We start from the raw sequence: 17,476 nt of genomic DNA, 5'->3' as shown, positions 1-17,476 counted from the left end.
TATTTAGGCCGAGTCCTGCGGTAAGCGCACTAGCCGAAGACTACAGGCTAAGGCAGTGCCCGTGGAAAGCGTGCACAAAAAAACTGCCAACAAAGTCGGAGACTTTGTCGACAGTCTGAAAAAACTTATAATGTTATAACAACTTTCATACCATTTACTTTAAATAATATTTAGCAACCATACGATACTAATGACTAACAATAAAATTGTCGCGATATAAATCGCTAACTTTTGCCCTTTTTTTAATGATTTTTCTTCATGCGTAAATAAGCTAAATAATGATCCATCTTTTCCCATTAGTAATGCAATAGAATAAATCAGTAATATAATCGCTATAATTAATACGATTAATGCAACATAAACCATGCGATTGGCTCCTTTCGGATTTCAATAGTTATTATTTCTTATCCGTACATTTTATCTTAATATTTACGCTACAAAAAATATATAGTTATTTCTAAATGATGTTTTACAAATCTTGTAATGATTTACCTTGTTTTTTTATTCTTCTCACCTTAAATGGTGCATAAATTAATACGATTATAATAATGATACCCATATAACCTATTACCGGATAGAAAAATGTCATTAAATCTGTAAAACCTGCAAAACTAATTGCAAAACCGATTAAAGTAAATATCGTATAAAATATTTTGAATTGTTTCGTCTCTATTTCAGTGAAACGTGTAGCTAATGAATAAAACATACCTAAACATGTATTAAAAATCATTAAATAAATAACAATTGACATAAACACGCCTAAAATAGGTGAAATATCATTGACTAGTCCTAACATTGGTAACGGTAAGTGGCCAACTGTTTCAATCTTAGAAAAAATTGCCAAATGGCTAATCATAATCATTAACCCTAAGACAATACCACCGGCTAAACCACCCCATGCAGCAACTTTACTATTTTTCTCATTACCTCCCATAACAATTGACATTGATGCACCTAATCCTACATTAAGCGAAACATAATTTACACCTGCGATAAACCAATGCGGAACAGCAGATGTATGACTTTTAGCCAATGCATCTAATTCGCTAAACGAACCTGACATCGTAAACAAACAATATATAGCAACAATAACAATACAGATAATCAATAAAGGTGTAATATTACCGATTACTTTAACAACGTTATCCACACGTAACATACCAAATACGAGTACTAATATAACCATAAGTGCAGTACCGTACACAGCAGGTATGCCAAATTGTTGTTCAAAATTTGAACCTCCACCTGCAAGCATAACAACACCAAATCCAAATAATGCAATAATGAGCACAATGTCTACTAACCAAGCAATGACTTTGCCAAACATTGTACCACCAGTCAATTTATGTATCACGTCGTTATGCCCTTCAGCTTTAAATATACTGCCTAACCATACTAGCATCATACCTACATAAGCAAATAACACGGTAGAAACAATACCCGCGAGTATGCCCACCGTTCCAAAGCTAGTAAAATACTGTAGTATTTCTTGCCCTGAAGCAAAACCTGCACCCACGATAATACCGATGAATGCACTACCTATTAAAAATATCCTTTTCATATAAATCCCCTTCGCTAAAGTTACATTGAATTTCATTTATAAGCATTCGCAAACGCCTATAATATCACTTCACTCGCATGCATCTTTGATATTGGCAAAGGATGCGCAAGTTTCAAATATGTTTGTGAATTTAACATACTATTTTCACAGGACCCTAATCCTGTACCCTTTTATCCTTACCATCCAAACCTTAGTACGATACTGAAATTTGTTTGAATTCAAAATTTCTGTACCTTTTATTTTAAATTTATAAATAAAGATATAAACTCAAAACATTCGAAATGCAAGCGTTTACATTTTTATGATAACTTACTTGAATTTGTTTATCAATTCCACATTTTCAATAAGTAATATTGAATTATGTACAGATTCAATCAAATTACTAACTTAAAATGTTTAATGTTGTTACAATAATATAGGCTACTATTAAATTTATACTTTAGGAGTGATTTTGTGGCAGAGGAATACATTTATAAAAACACCGTGCAACCATCTTGGATAGATAACAATAACCATATGCATGATGCACAATATTATTCAATTTTCAGTGATGTCGTCGTTGGATTTTTCGAATCAGTCGACTTATATGTTTCTTATCGACAAACACATGAAATTACTATTTTTAGTTTGGAAGCGCATATTTCCTTTTTAAAAGAACTCGTATTAGAAGATGACTTTTATGTTAAAGTACATATTTATGATTATGATGCGAAAAGAGTACATTTATTCCTGACAATGTACAACAATAATGATGAGCGTATTGCTACATATGAAGTGATCATGATAGGCGTTAGTAAAGTTACACGTCGTAGCATGGCATTCCCACAGCCTATTCTAGAGAAAATACAAGCAGCTTTTAATATGCAAAAGCCATTTAACGCGCCATCACAACTAGGTCATGTTATTGGCATACCTAGAAAATAGAAAAAAAATAAAAGTAGAACGGAAATCCAACTTTCATTTCTGTTCTACTTTCATTATTTTAACTAACCCTTTTTGCTATTTTGCTGTAAACATGTAGTAAAGACTTTCCTTTGTAAATAATAAATGGTTTTCATACACATCGTCATGTTTATAATTCAAATCAATTAAATAACCAATATTTAAATTGATCGTTTGAGCAATTAAACTACGTACAAAAAACTCCGATTCAACATGCCGCATTTCATTGCAACTTATCATCTTATTGATCATTGGTTTCAAATGAGAGACTAAACGCTTATTAAATACTTCTAATAACACCGACTGAAATGTTTTACTTGTCATCGCTTCATTAAAGAATACTTTTAACAGCATTCTATTTTCATAAATAAATTTAGAACGATTGTCTACAAATGTATTTATAAATGATTCCAAGTTGCTTGCGCGATTCAATTCACTTAAGAACTCCTCTGCTACAATAGGCGCTATGTTATCTTTTATAATTGGCACCAGACCTGCATAGAGTAATGATTCTTTATTTTTAAACTGTTTATATACTGTACCTTCAGCAACACCTGCCCGCTTAGCAATATCACTTGTACTTGTTTGTTTATAACCTTTTTCACTAAAAAGTATAAGGGCACTTTCAATCACTAAACGTTGCTTTTCAGTTAAATGCTCTAATTTAGGTACAATTTCTTCCACGATATCTTTAATATTCCGATTCATGTATGATACCACCTATATTTAAACTTTTCTATAACGCTTCATTCCTAAAATATTCAATATTAGTAATACTACAAAAATACCAAATAATACACCCAAGTTGATATAAATATCCTGCACACCAAATCCTTTTATCATTACATCTTGCATAGCTTGTCCGGTATAAAATAATGGCATCAAATGTGCAAAGTATTGTAAGCCTATATTCATCGATGATATTGGTATTAAACCTGCAAATAATACTTGCGGTACGATTACAAGTGGTATAAATTGAATCATTTGAAATTCTGAAGATGCAAAAGTAGACAACAGTATGCCAAACGTTAAAGCTACGAGTGCTGTTAATACTGTTGTAGCTAGAACTAACCAAATCGACCCCTCAACAGCTATATTTAATACATATATGGCATAAATAACTACTACAAACGTTTGAATAACACTAAAAATACCATATCCCATAATATAGCCATAAATAATATGGCTTCGCTTAATAGGAGAAGATAATAATCGTTCTAGCGTTCCTGAGGTTCTCTCTTTTAATAAACCGATGCCAGAAATTAAAAATGTGAAGAAGAAGACGAAAAATCCTATTAAAATTGGATTAATCGTATCAAAATATGTAGCATCTTTATCCCCATATAAATAATGTGTATTAATTTTTATCGGTTCACGATTCTCGGTCATACTTTGACCTGTATTAGCATTGTCAGGTATTTGCGATTGAACTTGCTCTAATGCTTTTTTTAATGATTTCGTATTTTCTTTCATTTGACTCATATTATGATTGGTTAACCACTTTTGGTTTGTAGAAGCCATAACTCCCTTATCTGTTGGATTATCATTAGCAAAAGTGACTTCTAACTCATGATTTTGCATGTGTATAAACCCAGTCAATTTATCTTCTTTTATCTTGTCATCTATATTGTTATGATTTTTAAAATTTTCAATCGTGATGTCTTGTGATTGTAATTCTTGTTTCAGTGATTCAGGAATATCATGAACACCTACCTTCACCCCATTTGAGTTGTCTGAAACTGTAAATATATAATACAGTAGCGTTAATATTAACAACGGTGCTACTAGCAATAACATCAACGTACGTATGTCTCTGATTGTTTGTTTGAAAATTCGTTTAGTAATATAAAATGCATTCATATTTAGTCCTCCATTTTCAAAAACACTTCTTCAATTGATTCAGCTTGATACTGGGTTTTAATATCTTGCGGTGAGCCCATTGCAATAATTTCACCATGGTTCATAAGTAATAGTCTGTCACAGCGTGTAGCTTCATCTAACACATGTGTTGTGACAAGAATACTTTTTCCTTCTGATTTTGCCGCATCCAAATCTTTCCATACCGCTTGTCTAAGTTTAGGATCAATACCAACCGTAGGTTCATCTAGTATTAATATTTTAGGATCTTGTAAAAAACTAATAGCCAATGACAACCTGCGTTTCATGCCTCCAGAATATGTCGATACCTTTTTATCTAATGCCTCTTGAAGTTTCACCATATTACTACATATTTCCACACGTTTCTTGATGTCTTTTCTTTTTTTTATGTATATACTGCCAAAAAATTCTAAGTTTTCTCTCCCCGTCAAGTCAGTATAAAGTGCATCACTTTGAGCCATATATCCAATATCACCTAAAATTTTTCTATTGGGCATTTCAACGTCATCTATCGTTACCCAACCTACATCAATACGCTCCATACCTAACATACATTGAATTAATGTTGTTTTACCAGTTCCAGATGGGCCAATTAAACCGACGATTTCACCTTTTTCAAAAGCAACATTTATATCTTTTAATACTTGTTTATCACCAAAAGATTTACTTAAATTATTCACTTCAATCATCTTTACACCTCACCTCACTAATAGTGAGTGAATACTCACTTTATTGTTATATTACACTTTGATATACTAAATGTAAAATCATATTATTTTTATAGCTTTTTGACATTTTGCTATTTAACTGTTAATTCCAAGTAGAACGGTCATTCTATTTAGAAAGTGTGAGACGATTGTCACAAAAGCGACAAGATATATTATCAACTGCTGAACGATTATTTTATGAATATGGGTTTCGTGGTATATCTGGTGCAATTATTGACAAACGGGGGCTTCGTTATGCATTTAATTTAGGTGTTATTGCACTTGCCCTCGCAACAATTGCCCTTGCTTTCACGCCAAAAATTTGGATCATACCATTTATATCAGCTTCATTATTTGGCTTAAGTTATATATTCTTAACTGGTGTGCTTTTAGTTTGGGGAATTAAAATATTTGTTAAAAATGCCTCTTTAGGCATCGGCATTCCCTTTTTAATGTTAGCTATTGGACAAGTTATTGGCTCTTCATTAGCAGGTTTATTCATTGATATGTTCAATTTTATGTATACATTCATTATTTACGGTTTAATTGGTTTCACCCCCCCTATTCATTTATCCTAAAGTCGAAGTTCTAGAAAGCAAACTACCGGATGGAGATTACAGTCAACTTCAACAACAAAACGCTGAAATTTTAACTCATGAAAGTATGAATGACACACACGATCAATATACACATCATCAATATTACTAATATATGGATGAAATTGCCTAGGAAATAATGATCGTAAACAAGAAAAAAAGACTTGGTTTATAAACTTCCCCACTAATTTTGTTATTTGTTAACACTAGTAGGAATACATTATTGCTATACTGTAAACTTAATTCTTACTTTTTTAGTAAGAATACTTGAAAATAAAAAATTGCTCTTGTATAGTGTTAATTATCAGAAAATTCAAATATATATAGGAGGGACAATGTATGTCTCAAAATAATTGGCATTTAGATACTTTATCTATCCATGCCGGTCAAGTAGTAGATGAATTCTCAAAATCACGAGCAGTACCAATTTATCAGACCTCAAGTTACGTATTCGATGATACTGAACATGCAAGAAAACTTTTTTCTTTAGAGGAACCTGGAAACATATATACCAGAATTATGAATCCTACACAAAATGTTTTTGAAGAACGCCTTGCTGCGCTTGAAGGTGGTGTGGGTGCCTTAGCCACATCTTCTGGACAAGCTGCGATTCACTTAGCTTTGTTAAATATTGTTGAAAGTGGCGATGAGATAGTAGCATCTTCAAACCTTTATGGTGGTACCTATAACTTATTTAATGTCACTTTCAAAAAACTAGGTATTAAAGTACACTTTGTTGATCCAAGTGATCCCGAAAATTTCAAAGCAGCCTTAACAGATAAAACCAAAGCAGTTTATGCCGAAACGATTGGTAACCCAAAAATAGATGTCTTGGATATTGAAAAGGTTGCTCATATTGCGCATGAACATGAGATACCTTTAATTGTTGATAATACTTTCCCAACTCCTTATTTATTGCGTCCATTTGAATATGGTGCTGATATTGTAATACACTCAGCTACAAAATTTATAGGCGGACATGGTACTTCCATCGGTGGTATCATTGTCGATAGTGGTAAATTTAATTGGAATAATGGAAAGTTCCCTGGTTTAGTCGAACCAGATCCAAGTTATCATGGCGTTTCATACGCAAATGATGTAGGTGAAGCTGCTTATATTACAAAAGCACGCGTGCAATTATTACGCGATCTTGGTTCTGCTGTGTCACCATTTAATGTACATGAATTTTTAATTGGTTTAGAAACATTACATCTTCGTTTAGAACGTCATTCAGAAAATGCACTTAAAGTTGCCCAATATCTAGAGAAACATCCTAAAATTTCCTGGGTGAATTATCCCGGCTTAGAAAGTAATGCATATCATGATCTAGCCGAAAAATATTTACCTAATGGCCAAGGTGCAATTTTAACTTTTGGTGTAGATGGTTCAGTTGAAGATATTGCAAAATTTGTTGAATCTTTAAATTTATTCTCACATTTAGCAAACGTAGGCGATTCAAAATCGTTAGTTATTCATCCTGCTAGTACGACTCATTTACAACTGTCACCTGAAGAACAAAAAGCATCTGGAGTTTTACCAGAATTAGTAAGATTATCGATTGGTACTGAAAACATTGAAGATATCATTACAGATCTTGATCAGGGATTACAAGTATTATAAAAATAAATACATTGCTTTTAGTGCAGAAAACAGAAATCTAAATCATTTAAAACGATTATGTCGACTCCGTTAATAAGGTAGATTAGTGAATATTCATTTGAACTAAAGCTTATGCAAAGTCCCATTAACTCAAATAACATGAGCAGTGGGGCTTTAATTGCCAATTAAATGTTTAAAGAAGTTGAGACAGTTGGTTTTCTTCAACAGCATAATGTCTATTTGTATGAGCATACAAATTCAATATGTTTTTATGTACTTACTTCACTTACTTCACTTACTTAACTCCTATAAATCTTTGTACTTCAATTTGCTAAACATCCATCTTTCAGACACCTCGCAAGGGTAACCTCAGACAACCCGAAGACTAACTTTAGCTATACACATTGTTTTAACTTCTGTAAATTTAATAAATTCTCTTTGAAATTACATATTAATATTGGGATAATAATGATAATTATTTATCAAGTCGGAGGTACGCTTTTGGATAACTACAAAGATAAAGTAACGATGAATGTGATACTGCTTGCTGGTAAAATTTTATTATCATCTGGCGCAGAAGTTTCTCGTGTTGAAGATACAATGAGACGAATAGCCATTTGTATGGGCTATTATAATAGTCAGGGGTATGTCATTAATGTATTTATCAATTTTTCATTAAGTGAAGAGCATGATACTCGAATTTTGCGCATTGATAAAAACAGTACAAATTTACTTAAAATATTTCAAGTAAACAACATTTCACGTAAACTCACAGGAAATCAGCTTTCTATAGAAGAAGCTTTTGAAGCGTTGAAAAATATTGATAGATCCAATTTAAGTATTCCATTATGGAAAAAAGTAATTGCTGCAGGTATTATTTCGTTAAGTTTTTTATACTTACAAGGCGGCACTTGGTCTGATGCAATTACTACGATTATTGCTGGTGCCATAGGGTTTTTAATCGTTGAGTATATGCAAAGTAAATCACTAACTATGTTTATACCTGAGTTTGTAGGTTCATTTATTTTAGGTGCTATCGTTATATTTGGATCAGAATTGTTTCAAGTCAATAAATCTTTTGGGCCAGCTATGATTGCATCCGTTATGCCAATTGTACCTGGTGTACTGATAACGACTGCGATACAAGACTTGTTTAGTAGGCATATGTTAATGTTCACAGCAAAATTTTTAGAAGCACTCGTTATTGCCTTTGCAATTGGTTCAGGTATTGCGATTGCTTACTTAATTTTTTAGGAGGTCACATGATGACAATTTTATTTACTTTTTTATGTAGCTTTAGCGCATCATACTTTTTTAATGTGATATACGATGCCCCTAAAAAATTATTTTTTCCAGCTGGATTTGCAGGTTCAATGGGCTATTTTGTCAGCTACATTTTAGAACAATCCTTTGAAATGGATAGTATATATTCCAGTTTGCTTGGCAGCTTAACTTTAGGTTTACTTGCACATATCATGAGTCGTATTTTCAAAGCGCCCGTTGTACTTTTTATGATTCCTGGCATCATTCCACTTGTCCCAGGGAGTATCGCTTTTAGAGCGACACAGCAATTGGTTACTTTAAATTTCACAGATGCTACCAATACCTTTATACGAGCGATTTTAATTGCTGGTTCTATTGCTTTAGGGCTATTGCTTTCTGATCAATTATCTAAAACATTAAACATACGAAAATATATTTTAATTAAACGCAACAGACTATAAATCCACTTCATCATTTTAGTCATCAAAAAATAGCGAGCATCTGAAACTTCCATTAAATCACTTCAGGTACTCGCTATTTTTATAAATCAGCAAACTTTTTTATTGTTCATTTACATAATAAAGACCAGTTAGCACATTTGATGCCAAATCACTTACTTTAATATGAAATGGTTTATTTTGGATTAAATGATGCCTTTGTGCATATGCTTCAATGTTTTCTTTATACGGTAATGCACTTTGTGTAACACCACCACCAAGAATAATATGATATACATTAAATATATTAAATAAATTCGTACACAGTTGTTGTGTTAGTAACACTACTTCATCCATCATATTATTGATATTTTCATTTTCTTTACTCATATAGATGTCGATTGCTTCTCTAGTACTTACTGTTCTTTGTAAAATATCGCTCGCTTTACGACTGATTGCTAATCCTGACAGTTCATTTTCAACACATCCAAACTGATGGCACACTGGACATTGATAATCGCTATTATTTTTAATAATAGTATGACCAATTTCTCCAAAATTACCATCGACGCCTGTAACGAGTTGACCATTTCTTATATATGCCATGCCTATACCTGTGCTAATTGTTAAGTATATGACATCTTCTGCATCTGTTTTTAAATATTGATATTCCGCTAATATTGCTGCATCAGTATCATTTACGAAACGTGGTTGAAATGCACTATGCTGCTTTATGTAATCACCAGCGTTAAAACCAATATATTTTTGTAGATTAGGCGGATTCAAAAACAATCCTTCTGTATAATCACAAGGTCCTGGCATCGCAATGTTTAACGTGCTTTGTGCTATATCATTATATTTTTTGCTAAATTCATTCGCTATATTAATAATTCTTGTAAATTCTACCTCTGGATGATTGACATCTGTCTCGAATTTTTGACTATCTATCACTGATAAATCTTGGTCTATAAGCCCTACAATGGTTTTCGTACCACCTATATCTGCACATATTTTCAACATATCCATACACTCCATCACTCATATTATTGCTTCGATTATAGATAAAAGAGGTGTAGATTAAATTAATTTGCTTTGGCACAAATCAATTCATCTCACCTCTTAAACATTATACATAACTTATGATTATTGTCATATTACCATTAAATGCTATGTCATGATCTTCTGTCGTTAATATAAAATGTGTTCCTTTTTGTAGTTTATACACTTCATCATTCGTTTCTACATTACCATTACCTTCAACAATGGATACAAGACAATACGTGCTTGATTTTTCATAATTTAACACACCATCGATCATCCAACGTTCAACCGTGAAGAAATCATTTGAAACAAATTGCGTATATGTTTGCTCTTGTACTATTTCTTGTTTGGGTGTTGTATTAGGTGAAGTAGCAGCAAGGTTGATCACTGCTTTACTTTGTTCTAAGTGTAACTCACGTTGGTTCCCATTGTTGTCTGTACGCTCATAATCATAAATTCTGTATGTTGTATCAGAAGATTGTTGTGTTTCTAGTATTAAAATACCTTCACCGATAGCATGTACTGTACCTGCAGGCACATAAAAAAAATCTCTGGCTTTCACTTTAACTTTATGAAATAACTCATCAAATTGTTGTTGGTCTATCATATCATTTAGTTCAGTTTGATTTTTAGCGTTAACACCGTAAATAATTTCAGCATCTTCTTGTGCGTCTAATATATACCAACACTCTGTTTTACCGTATTCACCTTCATATTTTTGGGCATAGGTATTATCTGGATGAACTTGTACTGATAATTTATCATTTGCATCTAAAATTTTAGTTAACAATGGAAATTTAGCATTCCCTGTGACACCAAAAAGTGCTTTATCCTCATTCCACACTTCTTCTAATGTCTTACCTTGATGCCTTCCATTTTCTATTATATTTGTACCATTTGGATGCGCCGAAATTGCCCAACATTCTCCTGTATACGCACTTGGAATATGATAATTAAATCTTTTTAGAGCTGTCCCACCCCATATACGTTCTTGAAACACAGGTTTTAAAAATAATGGCATTGTATGATACCTCCACTTAAATATCTTTTAATATATTATAAATCTGTTTACTATTTGTTGCATTTATTAAATTTTGTCTGGTCTCATCATCCATCAAAGTTCTTGATAATCTTTGTAATAATTTAAGATGTGTGTCACTGCTATCACTTGGTACAGTAATTAAAAATATCAATTGAGGTAATGTTCCATCTAAACTATCCCATTTCACGCCTTGCTTATTATTCATAACTGCAACAATTGGTGTTTTAACCGCATCTGATTTTGCATGAGGGATGGCTACGTTCATTCCAATAGCTGTTGTTGATTCCATCTCCCTCTTTAAGACATCAGATTTTAATTGTGATTGGTCTGTAATATAACCTTGTTCATTTAAATTTTCTATTAATTGATCTATCGCTTCATCCCTGGATAAAGTTTGTTCTGAAATATGAATGACTTTTTCACTAAATACACTTTGTTCTTCTAATGCTTGATTATCCGTCTTAGATGCACTATTTTTTGCTGTTTCATCTTTATTTTCTGATTGATCCATGCCAATTTCAATATTGTTCGTATCAACTGCAAGTGATGGTGTTTGTCTTCTTAAGATTAAAACAACACTCATTGTAACGATACTACCAATGATTACTGCTATAAAGAACCACAATATTTGATCAATACCGCCCAGCACTGCAACAATTGGACCACCGTGCGCAACTCTGTCACCTACACCGCCAATTGCAGCAATTACAGCAGCTACCATCGCACCAATCATATTAGATGGTATAATTCTTAACGGATCTTGTGCGGCAAATGGTATAGCACCTTCCGTAATACCGAACAATCCCATGGTAAATGATGCTTTACCCATTTCAATTTCACCTTTATTAAACTTACGCTTATTAATAAATGTAGCCAATCCTAAACCAATAGGGGGTGTACATACCGCAACTGCAACCATCCCCATAACAGCATAGTTACCTTCTGCGATTAATGCTGAACCAAATAAAAATGCTACTTTATTTACTGGGCCACCCATATCAAAAGCAATCATTGCACCAACAATTAATGCTAAAATAACAATATTTGTCCCTTGCATACTCTTTAACCAAGTTGTTAAACCTTCGAAAATGCTCGCAATTGGTGCGCCAATCAAGAATATAAAAATTAATCCTACAATCAATGAAGAGATGATTGGAATAATAATAATTGGCATAATAGGTGCCATCGCTTTAGGTACCTTAACATTCTTTATCCATTTTGCAATATAGCCTGCAATAAATCCTGCAACAATACCACCTAAAAAGCCAGCGCCTGCATCACTGCCATAAAAGCTACCGTCTGCTGCAATTGCACCACCGATCATACCAGGTACTAAACCAGGTTTGTCTGCAATGCTAACTGCGATATAGCCAGCTAATATTGGAACCATAAAACTAAATGCTAGAGAACCAATATTTTCAATAGATTTCCAAAAAGAATCATCTGGTATAACTAAACCTTTTGATGAAGCTTCACCACCTAAAGTTAAGGCAATGGCCATCAATAAACCACCAACTACAATGAAAGGTACCATAAATGATACACCATTCATTAAATGTTGATAGACCATTTGCATCCCGCTTTTTTGCTCTTGTTCATCATCTTTTTGATTCGTATCCCCGTTACGATCATGATGAATATGTCCATCTTTATCAATAATACGTTGAATTAATTCTTTCGGTTTATGAATACCTTCACGAACGCTTTCATTTATGATTAATTTCCCATCAAAACGTGACAAATCTACTTGTCTATCTGCTGCAATGATAATGCCATCCGCTTCCCTAATTTCTTTTGATGTTAAAACATTTTCTGCTCCAACACCACCTTGAGTTTCTACTTTTATATCTACGCCCATTTCTTGAGCTGCTTGTTCTAACTTTTCTTGTGCCATATAAGTATGCGCTATACCATTTGGGCACGATGTAATCGCTAATATTTTCATCCTCCTCATATTCAATTGTAAACGCTTTCTAAAATAGATAAAAAGAATAATTGCCGTTGCTAGTGGCAATTATTCTTTGATTAAATTTATAATGTATTGTTTTAGATGCTGCGTTTCCATAGTCATAAGATAATCGACATCATACTCATTTAAATCAGCGATCACATGTATTATTTTCTTCATTGCTGAAATTTCAGAATTAGCAATTGCTAAAAAGAATACTAATTTAACTTTATTTTGTTTCCATAGTAACCCATGAGGGCATTTAAATATAATGACCTGTGAACGCAACACCTTTTCAGGGTCACCATGTGGCATACTAATGCCATTCCCTATATATGTTGAAGCATATTTTTCACGTTCCAATGCACTCTTCATATAACTTTCCGTAATGGCATGTTGTTTCATTAAAAGCGATTGTGCTTTTTCAAAAATATGGGTTACAGTGACGTCATCTGTCATCTTTTGAACATCAAATTGAATTGCAGATATTTCATCCTGTTTTAGCACAGGATTTCTTTTACTATTAATAAATGATTTAATTTGTTTTATGTCATTATCTGAAAGCAAAGGGGATACCTCTATCACGTGTAATGTATCTGGTAAATCCTTGGTATTAATGGGATGCGTAGTAATCAGCATATCAATATTTGAAAAGTTGTAATGAGACATCCGCTCTAATTTTAAAGTATCAACAATATTTATATGATCATCTAAATTCGCAATTTTAACTTCCAACAAATTAGATATTCCTAAACCATAATAACAAGTTATCACAATATTAATTTCATCTTTTTTATTACGGTCAATGGACGATTGAAAATGTAATGCTAAAAAGGCAATCTCATCTTCTACTAGGTTTAGATTTGAATCTTTCTCCAGGTATTTTACAGTTTCATACAATGCATTAAAAACAAAAGGATAATATTTTTTAATCTCATCAGTTAATGGATTATTGATATATACATTTTTAGCAATACGCAAATACGCTCTACTAAAGTGTGCTTGAATATTTTCGCGTAAAATATTGTCTTGGGTAAAATTGATACCAACTATTTTTTCCATGTGCTTTATCATGCGTGCTACATAGCTTTCGACAAAGAGTGTTTCTATTCCCAAATCATATTTATTAAAATAATAGCTAATAAAAAAAGAAAATAACTTAGCAGTATCTTTAAATAAACCATAAGCTAATTTATGATTGATATCCTCTATACATTGCATTGCTATTTCTTCTGCCTCTTTATTTACCACCCATGAATCTTCGCTTGTTTTTTTCCTTTTTATAATAATAATCAAATGAATAAGTAATTGTTGAATACGCATATCAGAAGTAAACAGATGATGTTGTTCTAATCTGTTTTTAATAATATAACAGATAGATTTAATGTGCGCTTGAGGTATTTCATTAAGTATAAAAGCTTCTACTGTCTTTTCTTTATTAGATAATTGATTTAAATGTAATATCGCATTTCTGATATTCATTTCATTACCTATTATGGTAATACCTTTTTTCTTAATGACATCAACATCAATATCAAAAGACGCACACCAAGCTTTTATTCTATTTATATAATCATAAGCTTCCGTTTTTGTTATCACATATTCTGATTCTATTTGATCAATTGTATTTGGTTTTTGATACATTAATAATTCGTAACCGAGTTTCATTAATTTTTCATTTTCTTTCGTTAAAAACGAATGTACCAATGTCTCTAATTCAGCCTCATCATAATGGTCACCATTGAGTTTATACCCTTTACCTTTAACACTTGTAATCAAATGATTTATAATTTCGTTATTAATGTATTTAATATCATTTCTCACTGTTCTATTTGAAACATTTAAATAACTTGCTATTTCATCTGCGCTTAGATAATGATTACTGTTATTTAGCAATAACCTAATGAGTTTAGCATGTCTTACCAACATGATTGCACTGCGCTTTCTAATCGTTTGAATTTTTATTAAATTCAATATTAATATTTAAATACATTGTAGCCATACCCTCACATTAAAGCAAGAAGTCACACTAAGATACCTTTGATAAAATGATGTATAAATCATTTCGATTACATTTAATTATCATGTTTCACAAAAAGCAATATTTAATATGTTTTGTATATGAACACCTAAAATCTGTGTTTGATATATTTAAAGCTTGTTTGCACAATTACTAATTATTGGTTTTGAACGCTCATAAGTTTGAAAATTGGATAGCGTCTGAATGTTATTAAATATTAAAATAATACTAACCCAATAAAACAAAAATATGAATACCAAATAAAAAATGGCAATTTCTAGATAAAATCTAGAAATTGCCATCTTTTATTTGCTACGAGATACTTATGTTTCTATCTCTATACTAAAGGAAATTATTTTTGTGCTATATTAATTGTTTGTCTGATATATTGATATGCTTCAATTAGCTGTTGTTCTTCCTGCTCATCCAATGCTATAGGATACCTTTGGACAATGCCATATTGGTCAACTAATGTCGGTAAACTATACGCCCCATCATCTAGCCCATATTCCTGACTGATTGATGTTAATGGCATAATTGTACGCTGATTTAAAGCAATCGCTTGTATCAAAGCAGTCGTCACCTTGGAAATAGCTGCATTGGTCCACCCTTTTTGATAAAAAACATCCATTGAAACTTCATTTATAATAGACGTTATATGTGCCTTATCAATCGCTGGCGCTTGAATTAAAGCTTCATACTCTGATAATTCCATACCGTGAATACGTACTTTGCTCCATACAGGCACTGCATACTGACCATGTTCACCAATAACAAAAGCTTCAACATTTTTAGGATCAATTTGGTAATGCTGAGCGACAATAGTTTTGAATCTTGAACTTTCTAATGCTGTACCCGTCCCAATTATTTTATGCGATGGATAATTGACTTGATTGGCAAAATATACCATCGAATCTACTGGATTAGAAATTAAAATAATAATTGCTTCTTGCGTAACTTCAGCAATTTGCTTCATCACATTTTTTATAATGTCATGGTTATCTTGTGACAATAATGTTCGGTCGCCATCGTTTTTATCTGTTTGTATACTTGCGGCAATAACTATAAAATCTGCGTCAGCTAAATCTTGGTACGCGCCTGCTTTAATTCTCACATGACTGGTATTAAACAGTCCTTGTGAATGATTATGATCAAGCGCTTCACCACTAGCAATTTCTTCTTTGCTATCAATCAATACAATTTCTGAAAATAAATTCAAATACTGAACGTCTGTCAATACTTGACTGCCTACTCTACCAAGTCCAACAATTCCTAACTTAGACATGTCTAACCATACCTCCTCTGTTTGTTAAAATTTATATTAATAAATCAATGTTTTTATTTTTCATACGGTATAACATCTTCATTATATTCTTTTTTAATAAACTTTTTCATATCTTCAGATTGTAAAACTTTTAGTAATGTTTGATACTTTTTATCATCTTTATGACCTTTTTGAACTGCAACAATATTGGCAAATGGTGATGATTTACCTTCTATTGCAATAGCGTCTTTGTGTGGCGTTAAACCATTATCAATCGCGTAATTAGAATTCATGATGACAGCTGCGCCTTCTTTACTTTTATAAGTTTTAGGTAAAAATTCTGCCCCTTGTTTATTGTTAAACTTGAGATTCTTTTTGTTTTCTACAATATCTTCAAATTTGGCATCTTCAATTTTGACACCTTTTTTAATTTTTATTAACCCTTTATCTACGAAAAATGATAAGAAACGTCCTTCTTCAGCTGGATTATTAGAAACATAAATTGTAGAACCATTCGGGATGTCTTTGATATCTTTATATTTTTTACTGTATACACCCATTGGTGTCGTAAATACTTTCCCTACTTCTTCAATATTATAATTATGGTCTTCTCTTTCAGCCTTTAAATAAGGTACATGTTGAAAGAAGTTTGCATCCACGTCACCTTTATCTAAAAGTTTATTGGGTACTTTATAATCATTAACAACTTTAATTTCTAAATCATACCCTTTTTTCTTCATTTCCTCTTTCGCATGTTTCAGAACTTCACCATGAGGTGCTGGTGATGTAGCAATTGTGATCTTCTTATTCTCTTTATCTTTGGACGAACCACAAGCTACAAGTATTACAGCAAAACATACTAAAACAGTTAAACTAATGACCTTTTTCATAACATCTCTCCTTAACTTTATCTAAAAATAAAATTCACTCATTATGTAAAAAAATACTTTCTCTTAATAAAATAAAGAGAAAGTATGCACCTTCTCTTATCTTCGAAAGTAATCATTGTTACTTTCTGTGAATTAGCACCATTTCGTTAAACGATGGTTGCTGGGCTTCATCGGGCACGTCCCTCCGCCTCTCTAAATAAGAGTCAATCATATGTATTTGAGTTGTATTAATCCTAGCATTCCACTCATGTTTAGTCAATGAAATTTTAGAAAATTCTAATTTATTAA

The 17,476-nt window shown here is 32.2% G+C and carries 16 protein-coding genes and 1 riboswitch; of the genes, 5 read left to right on the top strand and 11 right to left on the bottom strand.

Annotated elements, in window-relative coordinates:
- Positions 1-159: 159 nt before the first annotated feature.
- Both KA873_RS01360 and KA873_RS01355 read right to left on the bottom strand, forming a co-directional pair.
- A complete protein-coding gene (locus tag KA873_RS01360) occupies positions 160-366 on the bottom strand; it encodes a hypothetical protein (protein WP_019469950.1) in 207 nt (68 codons plus the stop codon).
- Between the two features lie 103 nt (positions 367-469).
- Positions 470-1,561 (bottom strand): YkvI family membrane protein, encoded by a 1,092-nt coding sequence (locus KA873_RS01355; protein WP_107504491.1) that lies wholly within the window; start codon positions 1,559-1,561, stop codon positions 470-472.
- Positions 1,562-2,014: 453 nt separating this feature from the next.
- Between KA873_RS01355 and KA873_RS01350 the strand changes: the two genes are divergently transcribed.
- A complete protein-coding gene (locus tag KA873_RS01350; RefSeq protein ID WP_107383555.1) occupies positions 2,015-2,485 on the top strand; it encodes a thioesterase family protein in 471 nt (156 codons plus the stop codon).
- Positions 2,486-2,560: 75 nt separating this feature from the next.
- Here KA873_RS01350 and KA873_RS01345 read toward each other — a convergent pair whose 3' ends face one another.
- From KA873_RS01345 to KA873_RS01335, 3 genes are read right to left on the bottom strand one after another with little or no spacing between them, the layout of a single operon-like run.
- Complete coding sequence (locus tag KA873_RS01345) at positions 2,561-3,211, bottom strand: TetR/AcrR family transcriptional regulator (protein WP_107504492.1); 651 nt, start codon at positions 3,209-3,211, stop codon at positions 2,561-2,563.
- Positions 3,212-3,229: 18 nt separating this feature from the next.
- On the bottom strand, positions 3,230-4,363 hold the full coding sequence (locus tag KA873_RS01340) for an ABC transporter permease (protein ID WP_107504493.1): 1,134 nt from the start codon (positions 4,361-4,363) through the stop codon (positions 3,230-3,232).
- 2 nt (positions 4,364-4,365) lie between these two features.
- The gene (locus tag KA873_RS01335; RefSeq protein ID WP_107385725.1) at positions 4,366-5,070 is read right to left on the bottom strand and encodes an ABC transporter ATP-binding protein; all 705 of its coding nucleotides are present in this window, start codon (positions 5,068-5,070) and stop codon (positions 4,366-4,368) included.
- Positions 5,071-5,237: 167 nt separating this feature from the next.
- Here KA873_RS01335 and KA873_RS01325 point away from each other — a divergent pair, with 167 nt between their 5' ends.
- The 4 genes from KA873_RS01325 to KA873_RS01310 all read left to right on the top strand — a co-directional run bounded on the left by KA873_RS01325 (position 5,238) and on the right by KA873_RS01310 (position 9,007).
- Positions 5,238-5,666, top strand: a complete 429-nt coding sequence (locus KA873_RS01325; protein WP_233422645.1) for a hypothetical protein — start codon at positions 5,238-5,240, stop codon at positions 5,664-5,666.
- A 357-nt stretch (positions 5,667-6,023) separates the two neighbouring features.
- A complete protein-coding gene (locus tag KA873_RS01320; protein WP_107504494.1) occupies positions 6,024-7,304 on the top strand; it encodes a homocysteine synthase in 1,281 nt (426 codons plus the stop codon).
- A 480-nt stretch (positions 7,305-7,784) separates the two neighbouring features.
- Entirely contained in the window at positions 7,785-8,537 is a 753-nt protein-coding gene (locus KA873_RS01315; protein WP_107383552.1) for a threonine/serine exporter family protein, read from the top strand.
- An 11-nt stretch (positions 8,538-8,548) separates the two neighbouring features.
- Positions 8,549-9,007 carry a threonine/serine exporter family protein gene (locus KA873_RS01310; protein ID WP_046206676.1) on the top strand — a complete coding sequence of 153 codons (459 nt, stop codon included), beginning with the start codon at positions 8,549-8,551 and terminating at the stop codon, positions 9,005-9,007.
- Positions 9,008-9,106: 99 nt separating this feature from the next.
- Here the strand turns inward: KA873_RS01310 and KA873_RS01305 are convergent, their stop codons facing one another.
- The 6 genes from KA873_RS01305 to KA873_RS01280 form a co-directional block, all read right to left on the bottom strand.
- Complete coding sequence (locus KA873_RS01305) at positions 9,107-10,003, bottom strand: ROK family protein (protein ID WP_107504495.1); 897 nt, start codon at positions 10,001-10,003, stop codon at positions 9,107-9,109.
- Positions 10,004-10,109: 106 nt separating this feature from the next.
- A complete protein-coding gene (manA, locus tag KA873_RS01300) occupies positions 10,110-11,045 on the bottom strand; it encodes a mannose-6-phosphate isomerase, class I (RefSeq protein WP_210140146.1) in 936 nt (311 codons plus the stop codon).
- A gap of 16 nt (positions 11,046-11,061) precedes the next feature.
- A complete protein-coding gene (locus KA873_RS01295) occupies positions 11,062-13,011 on the bottom strand; it encodes a PTS fructose transporter subunit IIABC (protein ID WP_107504497.1) in 1,950 nt (649 codons plus the stop codon).
- A 69-nt stretch (positions 13,012-13,080) separates the two neighbouring features.
- Positions 13,081-14,943: a BglG family transcription antiterminator gene (locus KA873_RS01290; protein ID WP_107504498.1), complete on the bottom strand. Its 1,863-nt coding sequence runs from the start codon at positions 14,941-14,943 to the stop codon at positions 13,081-13,083.
- Between the two features lie 443 nt (positions 14,944-15,386).
- Positions 15,387-16,319 carry a lactate/malate family dehydrogenase gene (locus tag KA873_RS01285; protein WP_210140145.1) on the bottom strand — a complete coding sequence of 311 codons (933 nt, stop codon included), beginning with the start codon at positions 16,317-16,319 and terminating at the stop codon, positions 15,387-15,389.
- 53 nt (positions 16,320-16,372) lie between these two features.
- Entirely contained in the window at positions 16,373-17,188 is an 816-nt protein-coding gene (locus tag KA873_RS01280) for a MetQ/NlpA family ABC transporter substrate-binding protein (RefSeq protein ID WP_107385717.1), read from the bottom strand.
- Positions 17,189-17,281: 93 nt separating this feature from the next.
- Positions 17,282-17,391, bottom strand: a riboswitch (SAM riboswitch).
- Between the last annotated feature and the right edge of the window lie 85 nt (positions 17,392-17,476).

Source organism: Staphylococcus sp. GDY8P45P (genome assembly GCF_017892745.1).
Taxonomy (GTDB): Bacteria; Bacillota; Bacilli; order Staphylococcales; family Staphylococcaceae; genus Staphylococcus; species Staphylococcus cohnii.
The sequence above is the reverse complement of the archived record's forward strand: the minus strand, read 5'-3'. Positions and strand labels throughout refer to the sequence as shown.